Below are 16,892 nucleotides of genomic sequence, written 5' to 3'. Positions count from 1 at the left end.
CATAAGCACACTTTTTGTTTTTTTATAAATACCCTGAGTTTCCCCATGCTCATTGTAAACGTTTGCGAGTTTAGTGCAAACCATATAAAATGGTAAACCAACGGATGGTTTGCCTGTTAAATTGAAGATAGTTTGGCTTTAACTCTTTTCTCATTACAAATTCATTTGGTATATTCATGACATGGCAAGAACAATAATAGTTTCAAACAGACTTCCGGTTAAAGTACAAAAAGACAATAAAGGAGAATTACAATACAAGCCGAGTGAAGGCGGTCTGGCTACAGGTCTGGGTTCGATTTACAAGGAAGGTGATAATGTATGGGTTGGATGGCCCGGTCTGTATTTTCAGGACGAGGATAACAAAAATGAGGCAACAGCCCGGCTCAAGGATGAAAACATGTGGCCTGTCTTTTTAACCGAAGATGAAATAAAGCTTTATTATGAAGGCTTTAGTAATGAAACATTATGGCCAACATTCCATTATTTTAATCAGTATGCTTTATATAAAAAATCTTATTGGCTTGAATATCAGAAAGTAAATCAAAAGTTCTGTGATGAAGTTGTTGCAGTAGCAAATCCTGATGATACAATATGGGTTCATGATTACCAGCTGATGCTCTTGCCTGATATGATCCGGCAAAAGCTCCCTGATGCCAGTATCGGATTCTTTCTTCACATTCCTTTTCCATCCTTTGAGGTATTCCGCCTGCTTCCCTGGAGAAGAGAGCTGCTCGACGGAGTGCTGGGCTCTGATCTCATTGGTTTCCATACTTATGATGACATGCGGCACTTTCTTAGTTCTGTAAGCAGGATCAATTTCATAGGTAATCACCATGGCCAAATCATGCGCGACAGAAGGACCATTGTTGTGGATTCTTTTCCAATAGGTATTGATTACGACAAGTATGCAGCTTCTGCGGCGTCCCCTGCTACCCTGAGCCGTGAAGTTAAGTTCAGGACATCACTGGGAGATCAGAAGTTAATGCTTTCCATTGATAGGTTGGATTACTCCAAAGGAATACCTGCCCGCCTGCAGATTTTTGATATATTCCTTAGCAAACATCCCGAGTATCAGGGCAAGGTCTCCCTGTTGATGATTGTAGTGCCATCAAGGGACAACGTTGAAAAATATAAACACCTGAAGGAGGAAGTTGACCTTTTGGTGGGGAGAATCAATGGAAAATACGGTTCGATGAACTGGACTCCAATCCATTACTTTTACAGATCATTCCCGTTGGAGGATCTTTCAGCCTTCTACAGAATGGCAGATGTGGCATTGGTGACCCCGATGCGCGATGGAATGAACCTGGTTTGTAAAGAATTTATTGCCAGTAAATTAGATAAACATGGAGTGCTGATCCTGAGTGAGATGGCCGGGGCTTCCAAAGAACTTTCGGAGGCGATTATAGTAAACCCTAATGATAAGCACCAGGTAGTGGATGCCATATATCAAGCTCTTACCATGCCCGAAGAAGAGCAGGAAACGCATATGAACTATATGCAGGACACTTTAAGAAAATTTAGTATCCATCATTGGGTGAAGCTATTCCTCGACAGGTTAACCGTGGTAAAAGACAAGCAAAAAAAGATGGCTACCAAAGTGATGGATCCAGCTATGAGAGCAAAGCTGCTGCAGGACTTTGAGGAGAGTAAGGAAAGGTTACTTTTTCTGGATTATGACGGCACACTTGTTCCTTTTAACAGTGACCCTCAGAAAGCGAAACCGGACCAACAGTTGCTGGATATTATCAGTGATTTGACTGCCATGGAAAATACTCAGGTGATCATGATCAGTGGACGGGACAAAAATACACTTCAAAACTGGCTCGGACATTTTGATGTAGAGTTTGTTGGTGAACATGGTGTATGGATACGTATGAAAGGAGGAGACTGGAAAACCATTGACACGCTGGATGGTTCCTGGAAAGAGGAGATCAGGCCAATACTGGAAATGTATTGTGATAAAACACCGCGCTCTTTCATTGAAGAGAAGGACTATTCGCTGGTATGGCATTACCGTAAGGTTGAAACGGGCCTTGGCGAACTCAGGGCAAGGGAAATCATCAGCCATCTGAAGTACCTTTCTGTAAACATGAACCTTCAGGTATTGGAAGGAAATAAAGTAGTGGAGATCAAAAATCTTGAAGTAAACAAGGGAAAAGCAAGTGCCAGGTGGATTGAAAAGAGTAAGGCCGATTTTATTATGGCTATCGGAGATGACTGGACCGATGAAGACACCTTTAAAGCCATGCCTAAACATGCTTATACCATTAAGGTTGGCGACTTGCGTTCCGGTGCCAGGTTTAGCGTGCGCGACCATCTTGCAGTCAGAGACTTGCTTGAAAAAATGATCGCGCAGACTAAAGCTCCTATAAAAAGTTAGGCCTGTCCAGCTTTCTGCTTATTCTGTAAGCAGCATTTACTAAACCTACATGACTGTAAGCCTGGGGGAAATTACCCCACTGGCTGCCTGTCTTAGCATCAACATCTTCACTTAATAATCCTAGATGGTTGCTATAAGTCAGTAAGTTTTCAAATGCTTTTATCGCTTCATCGATACGTCCTGCGCAGGTTAATGCTTCCACATGCCAAAAGGCACAGATAAGAAACGTCGTTTCAGGCTCTCCAAAATCATCTGCATGTTTATAGCGGTAAAATAGTCCTTCATTGGATTTTAGCTCTACTTCAAGGGCTCTAAGGTGCTTTTGTGTAGCTTCGGAGCCATTTTCCAGGTAACCCATCATAATCAGTTGCAGATTGCTGGCGTCCAGGTTTTTAGAACCGATAGCCTGTGTATATACACCTCTTGTTGCATCAAAACATGCTTCAATCTTTTCCGAGGCCTCCGCAATAAGCTTTTCAGCCAATTGGGTTATTCGCTCATCACCAAACATTTTACCTATTTTATAGGCAGCTTTTGCTCCAGTCCAGTGGAAAAGGTAGGTATAGCAATGGTACTGGCTCAACGTTCTGAACTCCCAAAGACCGGCATCAGGCTCGTGCATAAGCTGGTCTATCTGTTTGAGGATGTCATACACCAGGTGCAATGAATCCGAGCGCTCCAGATTGATGAAACGACGATCTACGTACAATGGGAGCAGGGCGGCCAAAATTTGTCCGTATACGTCGTTTTGTACGTGAGTAAAAGCCTGGTTGCCTATTCTTACGGGCTGATTACCGAGATAACCTTTAAGATCCAAAGTTCGCTCTGTAAGCATTTCCTCACCGGTAATTCCATAAAGAGGCTGAAACCGCTCTCTCGATTTAACTGATATATTGACGATATAGTTGAAATATCTCTCCAGTTCTTCGAAGTGACCAATATTGTTGAAAGCAGTAAGTGTGTAATAAGCATCCCGCATCCAGCAATAGCGGTAGTCCCAGTTCCTTCCACTACCGGGGGCTTCAGGTAAGCTTGTGGTACCTGCTGCTATTATGGCACCGGTGTCTTCGTATTGGTGTATTTTCAGTACCAATGCAGACCTGTTGATATCTGCCTGATGAAAATTACTTACACTAAGGTTTTTCACCCATCCTCTCCAGTACCTCTTGGTACGGTCAAGGAAGGTTTCACAAGTACTGACTAACGGTGCTTCCAAAGGAGCACCATAGGTAAGTGCCAGGTACTTGGTTTCGTTGAGTACGATATAGTTGTTCTGAACTATATATGACAGGGAAAAGTTAGTGGTTAACCTTACCTCTTTGTCCAGACCCAGGTATTCAATGTGGTTACTAGCTTCATATTGGGTAGGCTTGAGGTTTCCATAGTCGCCTACCGGGTGGCAGGCAACTTTTACTCTCGGCCTACCTTCAATAGGCTCAACTTTTCTGATCAGCATCAGGGGTTTAAAGTACCTGTCGAATTGGTGAAAACGGGGAGCAAAATCTGTTACCCTGTATCGTCCCTCTTCTGAGGCGATCTCGGTGCAGAGGATATTAGTGTTTTCCAGGTAATATTGTTTACTTTCCTTTATTTCCCCATCAGGCAATATTGAAAATTCCCCACCCTTGTCGATATCCAGCATTTTTCCAAAGATAAAACTGCTGTCAAAACGCGGCCAGCACATCCATTCAATATTGGTGTTTTTGTGAATATGCGCCTGATAGGAGCAGTTACCGATCAAGCCATAGTCATACGTATGTTTTGTCATATATTAACTGAAGATTTCTTGTTTAAATGGTCTACCACCAGGCTACTGGCACCTAAAATAGGAGCACTCTGATTTTGAAGTCCTGAAGGTAATACTTTTACTTTGTTTTTGTAAATAGGCATGAGGTTGGCTTCAAGGTGTTTACGGGTAGGGGCAAAGATCAAATCACCGGCCAGGGACAAGCCTCCGAAAATGAATATGGCCTCCGGGTTGGTATGGGCTACACTGTCAGCCAGTTTGGAGCCCAGAATCTTTCCGGTATACTCAAAAGCAGCTTTAGCCACGGAGTCTCCGCGTTCTGCTGCTTCTGTAATCATTTTGGTAGACAAGTCATGAAAGCTGATGCCTCGCAGTTCGCTTTCTTCAATATGGTCTGCGAGCAATTTATATACTGTCCTTTTTATTCCTGTAGCGGATACATAGGTTTCAAGGCAACCGACCCTGCCGCATCCACAGTTTCTGCCGTTAGGGTTCACGGTTACATGGCCTAGTTCTGCTGCAAAACCGTCATATCCATAGATAAGTTCGCCATTGGCCACAATGCCCGAACCCAGGCCTGTACCCAATGTGATGACGATAAAGTCTTTCATATTTTTAGCGTTACCATAGATCATTTCACCCATGGCTGCTGCATTGGCATCATTGGTAATGATCACCGGCACATTAAAATCCTCCTGCATGATTTCTACAATGGGGATTATGCCTTTCCATACCAGGTTGGGAGCATGCTCAATAGTGCCGCGGTAAAAGTTTGCATTTGGAGCACCCACTCCAATACCAGTGATTTGAAGGTCACCAGGGGTTTGTTCCACTCCGTGTTTTATGGCGCTGTCCAGTTCCTGGATATAATCTTTGAAATCAGCGTGTTTTTGGGTAGGCAGTTTGCTTTGGTAAAGCACAGTGCCAGCGCTGTCAACGATGCCGAATTTAGTGTTTGTACCACCTATATCAATGCCGACTGTTACTTCCTTCATGATTTTTGATAATGTTTTTTAATGTGATATTGTACCAGGTCATTGATAGGTTCTTTTATGATCTTCCCTACCAGGATGCCTTTCTCTTCTGCAACAGGCTTGAGTATGTCCTGGAAGATGTATGAAATAGCACCGGTAAAATGAGTCTTGATCGTTTGGTGTTTGCTGAAAGGGACAACATAAAGATCCATAAATTCGCTCATACCCTCATGGAGCACGTTTTGGAAGTATTCATCTTCTTTGTACTCTTCAATAAATTTCATGAATGAAGCCAGGTATACATTGGCATAGGGCCTCATGTATACATTCTCAAGTATTTCATCCTTGGTGAGGTTGTACTTTTCTGAGAAAGCATCGTGAAGGTGTGGCGGTAGCTGTTTGTAGAGATAGGCATTCAGCAGTTTTTTACCATAATAGCTGCCGCCTCCCTGATCTCCGAGAATGTAATCAAGCGCCGGAGTTTCCTGCCTTACAATATCACCATCAAAATAGCATGAATTTGAACCTGTGCCTAAGATACACGATATGTTCGGTACGCCTTCGTATGTGGCCAGGGCAGAGGCTACTATGTCATGATTTACATAATGATGGGCCTTGGGGATTACCTTGGATAGGGCTCTTTTAACGATAGACTGCAGGCTTTTGCTGCCACAGCCTGCGCTATAAATAAACACTACTTCAATATCATCGAAGTGGCTGGCAAGTTCTCCTGCAGATTTGATGGTTTCAGCAACCTTTTCCTCACTATGGAAGAAGGGGTTAATGCCATCCGTGCTTACCTGTTTTAAGATTTTAGCGTCCTCTACAAGCCGCCAGTCGCATTTTGTGGAGCCGCTTATGCCAATTAATATCATATAGACAAGATTTTAGCTATTCTTAATAATTCGGGTTCAATCTCACGATCCTTATTCATGGTGGTTTTAAAATCATTGTATACCATGGTCTTGTCACGAACGCCTACCATGACATCAGTTTTGCCCTGGATCAACCCTTCAATAGCAGCTATACCCATCTTGCTGGCCAACACCCTGTCAAAATAGGATGGTGAACCTCCCCGCTGTAAGTGACCTAATATAGTTACTTTTGTATCATAATAACTAAATTTTTCATTGACTTGTTTAGCTATTTCAATTGCACTTCCACTTTTTCCTCCCTCGGCGACTATTACCAGACTTGAGCGTTTGTCACTTTTATCCAGCATAGCTATCAGTTCATCAGTGGTCATTTTCTCTTCTGGGATGATTGCAGCTATTGCTCCTCCGGCAATACCACTGTTGATGGCAATATAACCGGAATCCCGTCCCATAACCTCTATAAAAAAGAGTCTGTTGTGAGACAGGGCTGTGTCACGGATCTTGTCAATGGCTTCTACCGCAGTATTGGTGGCAGTATCGTATCCTATAGTATAATCCGTACCAGGAAGGTCATTGTCGATAGTGCCGGGAATACAGATTACAGGCATGTTGAACTCTTCGTAGAACTTGTGAAGCCCGGTAAACGTACCGTCTCCGCCTATACCTACCAAAGCATCAATGCCTCGGGCGCGGAGGTTGTCATAGGCCTGCTTACGGCCTTCAGGGGTCCTGAATTCTTTACTTCGCGCAGATTTCAGGATGGTTCCGCCGCGTTGGATTATGTTACCTACTGACCGGGCATCTAAGGGAACGATATCATTATCGATCATACCTTCATAGCCTCTATATACTGCGAAAACTTCTTTGTCGTAGTAAATACTGGCTCTTACTACGGCCCGGATGGCCGCGTTCATTCCGGGAGCATCTCCACCGGAAGTAAAGACCGCAATTTTTTTTATTTCAGTGCTCATTAATATTTTTTTATATTTGACAAATCAAAGTTAGTGTAAAAGATACACTTAGGCAATAGGAAATTGACAAGGAAAACAGCAAATAACTTTAACCCGCACGTATCTGTAGACTGTGTTATATTCGGTTTTGACGGAACCTGTCTCAACGTGCTTATTATAGAACGTGAGCAGCGTGGAGGTGTTTCAGCTTTGCCGGGAGATTTAATACTTGATGACGAAACCCTTGATGATTCGGCCAGCCGGGTGCTCTATGAATTAACGGGATTGTCTGACATTTATTTGAAACAGCTGCAGGCTTTTGGCGATCCGGACAGGATAAAGGATCTTAGAGATGTTCAATGGCTAAGAAATGTAAGGGAAGAGCCCGCTGCCAGAGTAATTACCATAGCCTATTACTCTCTGGTTAATCTTCAGAATTTCTCCCCTAAAGCGGCTTCTTTTGCCCGGGATGTACGGTGGGAGCCGGTATATAACCTGGGAGAACTGGCTTTTGACCACAATATGATTGTTAATAAAGCATTGGAACAGCTTAGGCTCAACCTGAAATACGATCCATTGATAGGATTTGAACTTTTGCCTGAAAAGTTTACCCTGCGCCAGTTACAGAAGCTTTATGAGGCTGTATTGAACCACAATATTGATAAGAGAAATTTCAGGAAAAAATTCCTGACGGCCAAATTGCTCAAGCCTCTTAATGAAAAAGAGCAGGGTGTTCCACACAAGCCTGCTCAGTATTATGAATTTGACCGCAAGCGATACATGCGGATCAAAGATAAATTTTGGTTTTAGTCTATTCGTGACGAGCCTTCAATCATCAGTTCGGCGGTTGCCGGGTTGGTAGCCAATGGAATGTTATGCACATCGCAAATTCTAAGCAACATTTGTACATCTGGTTCGTGCGGATGTTTGCCTAGCGGGTCCCTAAAAAAAATAACCATATCCAGCTCATTGGTCGCTGCCATGGCTGCAATCTGAGCATCACCACCTATCGGACCTGATAAGAGTTTGGTTACTTTCAATCCGGCATTGGCTACATGGCCACCGGTGGTACCGGTGGCAAATAGCTCAACTTGTTTCAGTTTATCTTTGTTTTTGAGTAAAAAAGCCACCATTTCAGGCTTTTTTCCGTCATGTGCTATTATCGCAATGCGCATATTATTTTTTTCTTGAAATGACCTTAAGAGCAGCCTCAACAATGTCGTTAGGGCCAAGTCCGTATTTGTCCAGTAACTCTTCAGGGGTTCCGCTTTCTCCGAATGAATCCTTAACAGCCACCATTTCAACAGGCGCAGGATAGTTGGCAGTTAAGGTAGAGGCTACACTTTCTCCCAAACCGCCATTGATCTGATGCTCCTCGGCAGTAACAGCACAACCAGTTTTCTTCACTGAATCAAGAATTGCCTGTGTATCAAGGGGCTTAATAGTGTGGATGTTAATGATCTCAGCGCTGATACCTTTTTCTGCCAGTATTTCTTCTGCCAGAATAGCCTGCCAAACCATATGACCGTTGGCAAAGATGGTAACATCTGAACCTTCAACCATCTTTATGGCTTTACCTATTTCAAATTTTTCATCTGCTGGAGTAAAAACAGGCCATTTCGGTCTTCCGAATCTCAGGTAAACAGGGCCTTCATGTTCGGCAATGGCTATTGTAGCCGCTTTGGTTTGATTGTAGTCACAAGGTACAATCACTGTCATGTGAGGTAGCATTTTCATCATACCTACATCTTCCAGTATCTGGTGAGTGGCGCCATCTTCTCCGAGGGTTAACCCGGCATGGGAAGCACATATTTTAACATTTTTGCCTGAATAGGCTACCGATTGCCTGATTTGATCATAAACCCTTCCGGTCGAAAAGTTGGCAAAGGTACCTGTAAAAGGGATTTTGCCGCCAATAGTCATACCTGCCGCCAATCCGATCATGTTAGCTTCTGCAATGCCTACCTGAAAGAACCTTTCGGGAAACTCTTTTTTGAAGTCACCCATTTTTAATGACCCGATAAGGTCTGCACAAAGGCCAACAACTTTGTCATTTTTTTTGCCGACCTCCAATAAGCCGTCTCCAAAGCCTGAACGCGTATCTTTTTTTTCTGAAAATGTAAATTTAGCCACTGCTAGGTATGATTTAATAAAGTGATCAATTTTTTCGAAGCCCAAATTTAAGAGTTTACTTTTAAAATCAGTAAAAATGTTTTGTAATTACTTGAGGGCTTTAAAGTAAGGGTCAGTTAAAGAGTTTGACTACTGCCGACCTTCCGGATTCTATGGTTAATGTTTTGATGGCAGTATATTTACTGCCCGGTGCTTTGTCTACTCTGAATACAATTTTATAGGTTCCGGGTTGCAAGGCAAGGCTAATTCTTGACTGGTCGTGAGCGAGGTCGTAGACCCATTCCTGTCTGCCCGATTCGTCTATTTCGTATATGCTACCATATCCGGGAGCGTTATTGTAAAGGTTTAGCAGTCCTGGGTCAGGTAGTGTAAGTGTGGTAGTCTGGTCCTGCGTAATTTCCACATTCCTGAAATGCCTGCGGGGAGTAGTCAGCACTTCCACATCATATTTACCCACAAGGTATTGCTGCTGGGTATTGATATCGTGAATATTAACAATAGCTGTTTTGCCTCTTTCCCTGATTATAGCCCTTACACCATTTTGATAAGTTGATGCGGATTTTTGCTTGATAGAAAGTTTTCCCTGGGGAGAGGAGATGGTGATTACGTTATGTTTTCCTGGTATTAAATTTACATTTCGTTCAATTACCGGTGGCAGAGTATTTACCACCACGTCGTATGTCAAAACAGGGTCAAGCTGCACGGAATCAGGCCGCCCCTGAGGGTCACGGTAATGTACAAAGTCGAAGGCAGGCTCTTTGGTAAAGTTGTTGATAAATGAAACATTGACATTGGTCTCCCTGGGCCTTTTGTTAACATCTAGCAACTCAATGCTAGCTGTAGTTTTATCAAGACTGGTGCTTACTGCTTTGGCCAGTGCTTTTTGGAATGAACTGATATCTTTTGCATCGTAATATTCACCGATACACTTGAACTGCTCTCTGAAGTCCTGCCCCATACCGATACCTATAATAAACGGCTTCAGGAAAATACCTCTCTTTTGCAAGGCCAGAGATACCGCACAGGGATCACCGTCGCACGACTCGATGCCATCCGTTATGATGATCACAATGTTTCTGTAGCCTGCCGTTGACGGAAAATCATTTGCCGCCTGCTCTAATGAATATGCAATAGGAGTGGTGCCTTTCGGCTCTATGGTTTTAAGCTCATTAATGATCTGATTATGATTGTTCTTGCCGAAACCTACTTCAAGCCTGGTATCCTTACAGTTCTGGCTTGACCGGCGATAAAGATGGCCATATACCCGAAGGGCCAGTTCAAGCTTTGGATTGGCTTTCAGCGAGTCCACCAAGTCTCCGAGCAGCTCTTTGGCTGCTGTTATTCTGTTAGTTTCGCCCCAGCCGGCTAGCATACTCCCTGAGCCATCAAGCAAAAACAATATCCGGGTTTTGTCAGGCAGCTGCTGCTGAACTTCCTGGGTATAGCCTGGGTTTGCCAGTAAAAGCAGAAGGAGGACGATATGTAGTGCCTTTTTTATCAATGGCCTTTCTGTTTTAGAACAAGAACGTGTCAGTGAATAAATTTATTCACATCTGGCTAGAATAAAAAACACTATTTTAGTAGAGAGTCTTTAGTCGTGAGTATTGAGACTGAATACTCACTACTAACATCTCATATCTCAATTCTCATTACCGCACTGGTTGCCGAAGGAGTCTTGAAACCCGCCGCCATAGCCATAGTCCCTTTTTTCAACTTCCTGAAGTTTTGTGGCATCGTGCCGGAGGGCTTTTGCAAATACTGAGTCTACATTTTCAACGTAGACGAACTGCCGGACGGTGAAATAGTGAATTCATCGCCAGTATTGGTATACATAACTATAGCGTCACCTATTTTCAGTTCGCCATGCGTAATACCCCGTTCACCTGGTTCTACAAGCTGATCCTGGGTCCCAAAAACAGTTTTCTTATTTAATAGAGAGTCTTAAGTCGTGAGTATTGAGACTGAATACTCACTACTAACATCTCATATCTCAACTCTCATTAACCCACCACTGGTTGCCGAACGGATCCTGAAACCCGCCGCCATAGCCATAGTCCCTTTTTTCAACTTTCTGAAGTTTTGTTGCACCGTGCCGGAGGGCTTTTGCAAATACTGAGTCTACATTTTCAACGTAGATGAACATGCCTGACGGTGAAGTGGTGAACTCATCACCAGCTTCTGCATACATAACTACGGCGTCACCTATTCTCAGTTCACCATGCATAATACCCCGTTCACCTGGTACAACAAGCTGATCCTGGGCACCAAAAACAGTTTTCATAAAATCAGCGAATTTGTCTGCCCCTTTTAGTATGAGGTAGGGCATAATCGGTAAATAATTCTCCGGTATTTTCATAAGTTATTTCTTTTGATGATTGATTTCACAAAGATTGGGTATCCATAGTGTTTCGAATTGGAAAATTACGACATTTCACTATCCCGCCATGCTGTCCCTTCTGCTTCACCGGAAAAGTAGGTTGAAGGGTTGAAACCGGAAAACTCCTTGAAGTCATTGATAAAATGTGATTGGTCATAATAACCACATTGATAAGCGATCTCCGTCAGGCTTTTCCCATAGTTGCCGTATTGGGCTGCGGCTGTCTGGAACCTGATTATCCGTGAGTATAATTTGGGACTAAAACCTGAGTATTCTTTAAATTTTCTTTCAAACTGGCGCAAAGACAGGCAGCAATATTCCGCCAGTGCAGGAATGTCTACAATTCCTTTGCTGTTGAGCATCTGGTGAACGGCAACTGAAATATTAGCAGGTACCTGCCGGGTTTTGGTTAGCTGATGCTCAAAAAATGTTGATAGAATATTTGCTCTTTCATAGTTGTTGGAAGCCATCATAATTTGCTCCTCCAGCCTGTCGCCGGTCGTACCTAACAGAGTCTTTAAATCAGGCATTTCGTTGCTTACTGCAATGGTGGGTAAAGAGAAAAGTCTTTGTATTGCAAACGGATAAATATAAACTCCAAAGATTCCAAACCCTCTATCAATAATAAACCGTCTTACTTTTCTTGTGGGGCCATGCAGACCGGATGAAAATGATTTTTCTCTCAGGTTATTATCGCCCAGCTCATCAAAAATGCCGTCGTAGTGAAAGATCATTTCGGCACAACCATCTGCCAGGCCGCGGTGTAAATAAGGTTCATTGCTTTCCAATATCCAGTAAAAGCGAATGAAAGGGGATAATCTTGTCGGTGGCGGAATAATCTCATAGTTCATAGCCACCATGAATTTAAGAAAAAAACAATAAAAAAAGGATCCTGGTCACCAGGATCCTTTGAAGACTATACTTTATCATAATTAATAATCTTGGAATGTTTCTTCGAGCTGGGCCAGCGCCTGCTCCAGTTGCTCGTCGTTAGGGGCAACACCATGCCATTTGTGTGATCCCATCATGAAATCCACACCATGTCCCATTTCAGTGGTCATCAGGTTCAATACCGGTTTACCTTTGCCTGTCAGGGAACGGGCTTCTTTTATCTTTACAATAAGTGATTCCATGTCATTGCCATAGCTCTCTATTACATGCCAGCCAAAAGCTTCCCATTTGGCCTTCAGGTCCTGCAGGTCCAGTACCTCCTTGAGAGGGCCGTCTATTTGCTGCCCATTGTAGTCTATAGTAGCTATAATGTTATCTACTTTGTTATGTGCTGCATACATAGCAGCTTCCCACACTTGTCCTTCCTGCTGCTCTCCATCACCCATGAGTACGTATACATGGTGATTGTCATTGTTAAGTTTCTTGACTTGTGCTGCCCCAATCGCTACAGACAATCCCTGTCCCAAAGAGCCAGATGCAACGCGTATACCAGGAAGGCCTTCTTCCGTAGCAGGATGGCCCTGCAATCTGCTGTCCAGCTTTCTGAAAGTAGCCAGTTCAGAAATATCAAAATACCCGCTTCTGGCCAATGTGCTGTACCAGACAGGGGAGATGTGACCATTTGATAAAAAGAACAGGTCTTCACCGATACCATCAGCATTGAAGTTCTTACTATGTTTCATGATATGAAAGTACAGGGCTACAAAATACTCTGTACAACCTAGTGAACCACCAGGGTGGCCTGACTGTACGGCATGTACCATTCTTAAAATATCTCTTCTTACCTGAGAGGCAATTTTTTCTAATTCTTCAATGTTGGGCTGGTTCATAACTGATCTGCTGAGTGAAATTTTAAAGTTGCGAATTTAAAGAAACCTATCGAATTTCAGGCCTAATCTGTCAGGATTATATTTGTCAAATTACTTTTGTTTCTATCCTTACACGCTGACTATGTGACTTTTATGTGTTTTTTGTCGAAAAAAATAAAAATTGGAGTTACATTTAATGTTTGAACAGTATTAAGTTTTAGGTAACCAAATTTTTTAAGATGAATTTAAGTGATTTACAGGCTAAGTTGGTAAGAGTTTATTCTCATGAGTTGGATCTTATGATTAAGTTATATTCTAACTAACTTTATTTTTTAAGCTATATAATTGGTGCACCTCAAGGCAACGAGATCAGATATTCGTTTGTTATTAGCATGTTATGCCTGAAATTGATTAAAAAAGCCGGACCTCGAAAAGGACCGGCTTTTTTGTTATCCGAGGATCTGGGTTGCATGCTCCTTTGTTTTTACCTTGTCGATGATCTTTTCGATTTTTCCATCTTCGTCAATGATAAAAGTATGTCTTGCTGTACCCATATATTTTCTACCATACATTTGCTTTTCTATCCATGTGCCGTACTTTTCATGGATTTGTTTTTCTGTATCAGCCAATAGCTTGAATGGAAGCTCCTGCTTTTCTATAAATTTCTTGTGCGATTTTTCACTGTCAGTACTTACACCAAGTATTTCATAGCCCTGTTTCTGCAGTTCAGCATAGTTATCTCTCAGATTGCAAGCCTCTGCCGTACATCCCGGAGTATTGTCTTTCGGGTAGAAGTATAGTGCAACTTTTTTTCCTTTGTAATCCGACAATTTTACAGGAGCGCCATCCTGATCATTGACTTCAAAATCCGGCGCTTTGTCGCCTGGTTTGAGTTCCATAATTTTAAGGTTAAAGCGTTTGAAACTTATTTTGTGTACATGTAAATATAGCTCATGCGCTTAGAATTATGAAATAATCTACGGGCATACCTTGTGGCATACTTCACAAAAAAATACCATTATCCCGAAAGACGCTTGTATTTTGACCTCAAATGGTATTAATCCCTGTATTTTGTAGGGCATGAAGCAGATACCTGTGCTACTGTGGTGAAAATTTGAGAAAAGCTCCTGTATGAAACTGAAATTACAGCCTGGTAATATAAAGCTGTTCGTTACCCTGGTTATCAGTTACAATTAATTTTACTTCACCTGAAAACGGTTGAGTAATGTCCAGTTTTTCTGACCAGATCAGGTGTGTTTTATAATCATAGTTCATCAAAACCCATTCATTGTTTACATAGCACTTAAAGCTGTCAATACCTGATCTTTCGTCACTAATCTTAAATTTTAATTCTTTGCTGTTGACATTCACTGGAGTTATTCTGGGGGGAATAGTGTCTTCCAGGATAGCAAATTTACCAAAGTTGCGTGTCCAGAATGTGACTCTTCCATATTCCCATTCTCCACCTTTATAATAAGCATTGCCTTTACTATCTATGGCATAAACGGAGTATTTATCCGGTTTCTGATAGCTGATCTGAGGTTTTAGGGTTATTGATATATATTTTTTTAGGGGTACCTGAACATCACCAACAGAAAATTCTTCGCTTTTGTCCGTTTCGATAAAGTTATAAGCTGATTGCAAATAAAGTGTATCAAAAAGAGCGTCTTTTGGGAAGTAAATATCCATCTTATCACTATAGTACCTATACGATGCACCCGGTTTCACCATTTCTTTATAATGTAGTAATTCATTAGTACCGTTAATGTCTACCGAGTGAGGGAGTCCTTCCTTCATATCCCAAAGGTACACTGCCTGGTTTCCTCCAATGATATATGAGGGCTGCAACTCACGCATCTCCGGAGTATAGATTACAGTATGGCTGGTGTTATTTAACGGAGCTTTTATCACCAGCGTATTGTCCACAAGATCTATTGCGCTTCCTGAAGTATGGCCGTAAACAGTAGTTTTTTCTTGTCCGCTATTTCCCCGTTTTAGTTTGAATTTCAGGTTGCTAACATTATTATAGCTGTCTGTCATAATCACTTTAACCGTATGCTCCCCATCTCCGTTGATCGTAAGACGGCCCTTATTGGTATCTGTAGAATAAAACTTCAGCTCATTACCGTCATCAATATATAGCTTGTGAAATCGTTCTCCTGTTTCATATAGGTCAGGATAGTTCATGTGTTTTAGTATGTTTCTTTGTTCCGCAAAGGAGAATGTGCTGATTTCGGACCTGAAAAGTTCTTTGTCATCTACTTCCATGGAAATTAGGTTTATGCCACATCTAAATCTGGAGTTGTCCAGTTTGTCATAGGCATAAAGTTCTGCCCCAATGGTACCGCTTACTTCAATAGGCTGATCGATTACATAGTCGTTGCCAATCCTGCGTACTTTAAATTCAAACCTGCCAAACTGCCCGTTGACTCGAGCATTTTTATCTAGTGTTTTAAGCGCTACTTTGTGTGCTTCGGGAGGGGTGCGGTCCCAAATTTCACTAAAGCCATATTTCAAGGGGTTCAATGGTTTTTGGTTCTTATCTCTCAGGTCAAAGTGAAGGTGCGGGCCTCCTGATGATCCGCTGTTGCCCCCAAAAGCAATGATATCGCCTTTATTGACCTCAAATTGGCCTTTTCTAAAGTATAGATTGAGTTCGAATGTCTTTCTTTTATACTGCTCCTCCCTTACATATTGGGCAACTGCGCCGTTAAAATGGTCGAGATGTGCATAGACTGTAGTATGACCGTTGGGATGTTGTATGTAAAGGGCATTCCCATAGCCTGAGGTAGAGACGGAAACGCGAGAAATAAACCCTGTGGCAGAAGCATGTACGGGAAGCCCGATCCTGCTTTCCGTTCGGATGTCGATACCACTGTGAAAGTGAGAAGAGCGCAACTCACCCATAGTACCGGCCAGCGTATTTCTAACTCCGGGTTTTATTGGAAAAAGGTAATAACTCTCTTTGTACATATGGTTCTCTTCCAACTGACCATGAACGAATGTGCCTGAGAATAACCCAACTGTGACTAATAAAATACTTCTACCTAACTTCAAATTCCAATAATTTTTCATCCTCTATAAATGCTGCTACTGTATTTCCAATATGAACAGGGCCGACCCCCTTGGGAGTTCCTGTAAAAATTAAATCTCCCTTTTTTAACGTGAAAAACCTTGACAAATAAGAAACCATATAGTCAAAGCCGAATAACATAAGTTTGGTATTACCCTGCTGTTTGATCTCACCATCAATGGTAAGGCTAAAATTTATATTATTTATATCTCCAAAATCAGCTATGGGCCTGAAGTCAGAAACAGGTGCAGAGTCATTAAATCCTTTGGCTATGTCCCAGGGTAATCCCTTTTCTTTAGCCTTTTGCTGCAAGTCTCTGGCAGTAAAATCAATGCCTATACCTATATGATCATAGTATTTTTGGGCAAATTGTTCCTGAATATTTTTCCCTTCTTTACAGATTCTGATCACCAACTCTACTTCATGGTGCACATCTTTACTGAAATCAGGGTAATAAAATGGCTGATTATTTTTTAGTAACGCCGTGTCAGGCTTTGTAAATATTACAGGTTCATCAGGTCTCTCATTATTCAACTCGGCAATGTGCTCGGCATAATTACGGCCTATGGCAAGTATTTTCATGTACGCAGGTATAAAAGTTATTGTGTGAGCCGTTAAGC

Annotated in this window: 15 protein-coding genes; 2 read left to right on the top strand and 13 right to left on the bottom strand. The window is 42.2% G+C overall.

The genetic code is table 11. The features are described from left to right. The first annotated feature begins 181 nt into the window (after window positions 1–181). Entirely contained in the window at window positions 182–2,383 is a 2,202-nt protein-coding gene (locus tag LVD17_RS25190) for a bifunctional alpha,alpha-trehalose-phosphate synthase (UDP-forming)/trehalose-phosphatase (protein WP_233762581.1), read from the top strand. Here LVD17_RS25190 and LVD17_RS25185 read toward each other — a convergent pair. Genes LVD17_RS25185 through pfkA form a run of 4 tightly spaced genes read right to left on the bottom strand, consistent with a single transcriptional unit; the run spans window position 2,370 to window position 6,950 of the window. Then, window positions 2,370–4,151: a glycoside hydrolase family 15 protein gene (locus LVD17_RS25185; RefSeq protein WP_233762578.1), complete on the bottom strand. Its 1,782-nt coding sequence runs from the start codon at window positions 4,149–4,151 to the stop codon at window positions 2,370–2,372. The genes LVD17_RS25190 and LVD17_RS25185 overlap by 14 nt on opposite strands. Continuing rightward, window positions 4,148–5,125 carry an ROK family protein gene (locus tag LVD17_RS25180; protein ID WP_233762576.1) on the bottom strand — a complete coding sequence of 326 codons (978 nt, stop codon included), beginning with the start codon at window positions 5,123–5,125 and terminating at the stop codon, window positions 4,148–4,150. Before LVD17_RS25180 ends, LVD17_RS25185 begins: the two co-directional genes overlap by 4 nt. Further along, a complete protein-coding gene (locus LVD17_RS25175; protein ID WP_233762575.1) occupies window positions 5,122–5,979 on the bottom strand; it encodes a hypothetical protein in 858 nt (285 codons plus the stop codon). The genes LVD17_RS25180 and LVD17_RS25175 overlap by 4 nt, the downstream gene beginning before the upstream one ends. Beyond that, window positions 5,976–6,950: a 6-phosphofructokinase gene (pfkA, locus tag LVD17_RS25170; RefSeq protein ID WP_233762573.1), complete on the bottom strand. Its 975-nt coding sequence runs from the start codon at window positions 6,948–6,950 to the stop codon at window positions 5,976–5,978. Before pfkA ends, LVD17_RS25175 begins: the two co-directional genes overlap by 4 nt. A gap of 63 nt (window positions 6,951–7,013) precedes the next feature. Between pfkA and LVD17_RS25165 the strand changes: the two genes are divergently transcribed. After that, complete coding sequence (locus LVD17_RS25165) at window positions 7,014–7,739, top strand: NUDIX hydrolase (protein WP_233762571.1); 726 nt, start codon at window positions 7,014–7,016, stop codon at window positions 7,737–7,739. Here the strand turns inward: LVD17_RS25165 and LVD17_RS25160 are convergent. The 9 genes from LVD17_RS25160 to LVD17_RS25120 all read right to left on the bottom strand — a co-directional run bounded on the left by LVD17_RS25160 (window position 7,736) and on the right by LVD17_RS25120 (window position 16,854). After that, complete coding sequence (locus LVD17_RS25160) at window positions 7,736–8,104, bottom strand: methylglyoxal synthase (RefSeq protein WP_233762569.1); 369 nt, start codon at window positions 8,102–8,104, stop codon at window positions 7,736–7,738. The genes LVD17_RS25165 and LVD17_RS25160 overlap by 4 nt on opposite strands. A 1-nt stretch (window position 8,105) precedes the next feature. Continuing rightward, the gene (locus LVD17_RS25155; RefSeq protein WP_370688779.1) at window positions 8,106–9,062 is read right to left on the bottom strand and encodes a transketolase family protein; all 957 of its coding nucleotides are present in this window, start codon (window positions 9,060–9,062) and stop codon (window positions 8,106–8,108) included. 112 nt (window positions 9,063–9,174) lie between these two features. After that, window positions 9,175–10,563 (bottom strand): vWA domain-containing protein, encoded by a 1,389-nt coding sequence (locus tag LVD17_RS25150; RefSeq protein WP_233762567.1) that lies wholly within the window; start codon window positions 10,561–10,563, stop codon window positions 9,175–9,177. 489 nt (window positions 10,564–11,052) lie between these two features. Continuing rightward, window positions 11,053–11,418 carry a VOC family protein gene (locus tag LVD17_RS25145; protein ID WP_233762565.1) on the bottom strand — a complete coding sequence of 122 codons (366 nt, stop codon included), beginning with the start codon at window positions 11,416–11,418 and terminating at the stop codon, window positions 11,053–11,055. A gap of 65 nt (window positions 11,419–11,483) precedes the next feature. Then, window positions 11,484–12,290: a helix-turn-helix domain-containing protein gene (locus LVD17_RS25140; RefSeq protein ID WP_233762564.1), complete on the bottom strand. Its 807-nt coding sequence runs from the start codon at window positions 12,288–12,290 to the stop codon at window positions 11,484–11,486. 81 nt (window positions 12,291–12,371) lie between these two features. Continuing rightward, the gene (locus LVD17_RS25135) at window positions 12,372–13,220 is read right to left on the bottom strand and encodes a transketolase (RefSeq protein WP_233762562.1); all 849 of its coding nucleotides are present in this window, start codon (window positions 13,218–13,220) and stop codon (window positions 12,372–12,374) included. A 428-nt stretch (window positions 13,221–13,648) separates the two neighbouring features. Then, entirely contained in the window at window positions 13,649–14,098 is a 450-nt protein-coding gene (gene bcp / locus LVD17_RS25130; RefSeq protein WP_233762560.1) for a thioredoxin-dependent thiol peroxidase, read from the bottom strand. Window positions 14,099–14,342: 244 nt separating this feature from the next. After that, window positions 14,343–16,256 carry a M23 family metallopeptidase gene (locus tag LVD17_RS25125; RefSeq protein ID WP_233762558.1) on the bottom strand — a complete coding sequence of 638 codons (1,914 nt, stop codon included), beginning with the start codon at window positions 16,254–16,256 and terminating at the stop codon, window positions 14,343–14,345. Continuing rightward, the gene (locus LVD17_RS25120) at window positions 16,243–16,854 is read right to left on the bottom strand and encodes a fumarylacetoacetate hydrolase family protein (RefSeq protein WP_233762556.1); all 612 of its coding nucleotides are present in this window, start codon (window positions 16,852–16,854) and stop codon (window positions 16,243–16,245) included. Before LVD17_RS25120 ends, LVD17_RS25125 begins: the two co-directional genes overlap by 14 nt. Window positions 16,855–16,892 lie beyond the last annotated feature (38 nt).

Source organism: Fulvivirga ulvae (assembly GCF_021389975.1).
Classification (GTDB): Bacteria; Bacteroidota; Bacteroidia; order Cytophagales; family Cyclobacteriaceae; genus Fulvivirga; species Fulvivirga ulvae.
Note: the sequence above shows the minus strand (reverse complement) of the source record. Positions and strands in the feature narration are given on the sequence as shown.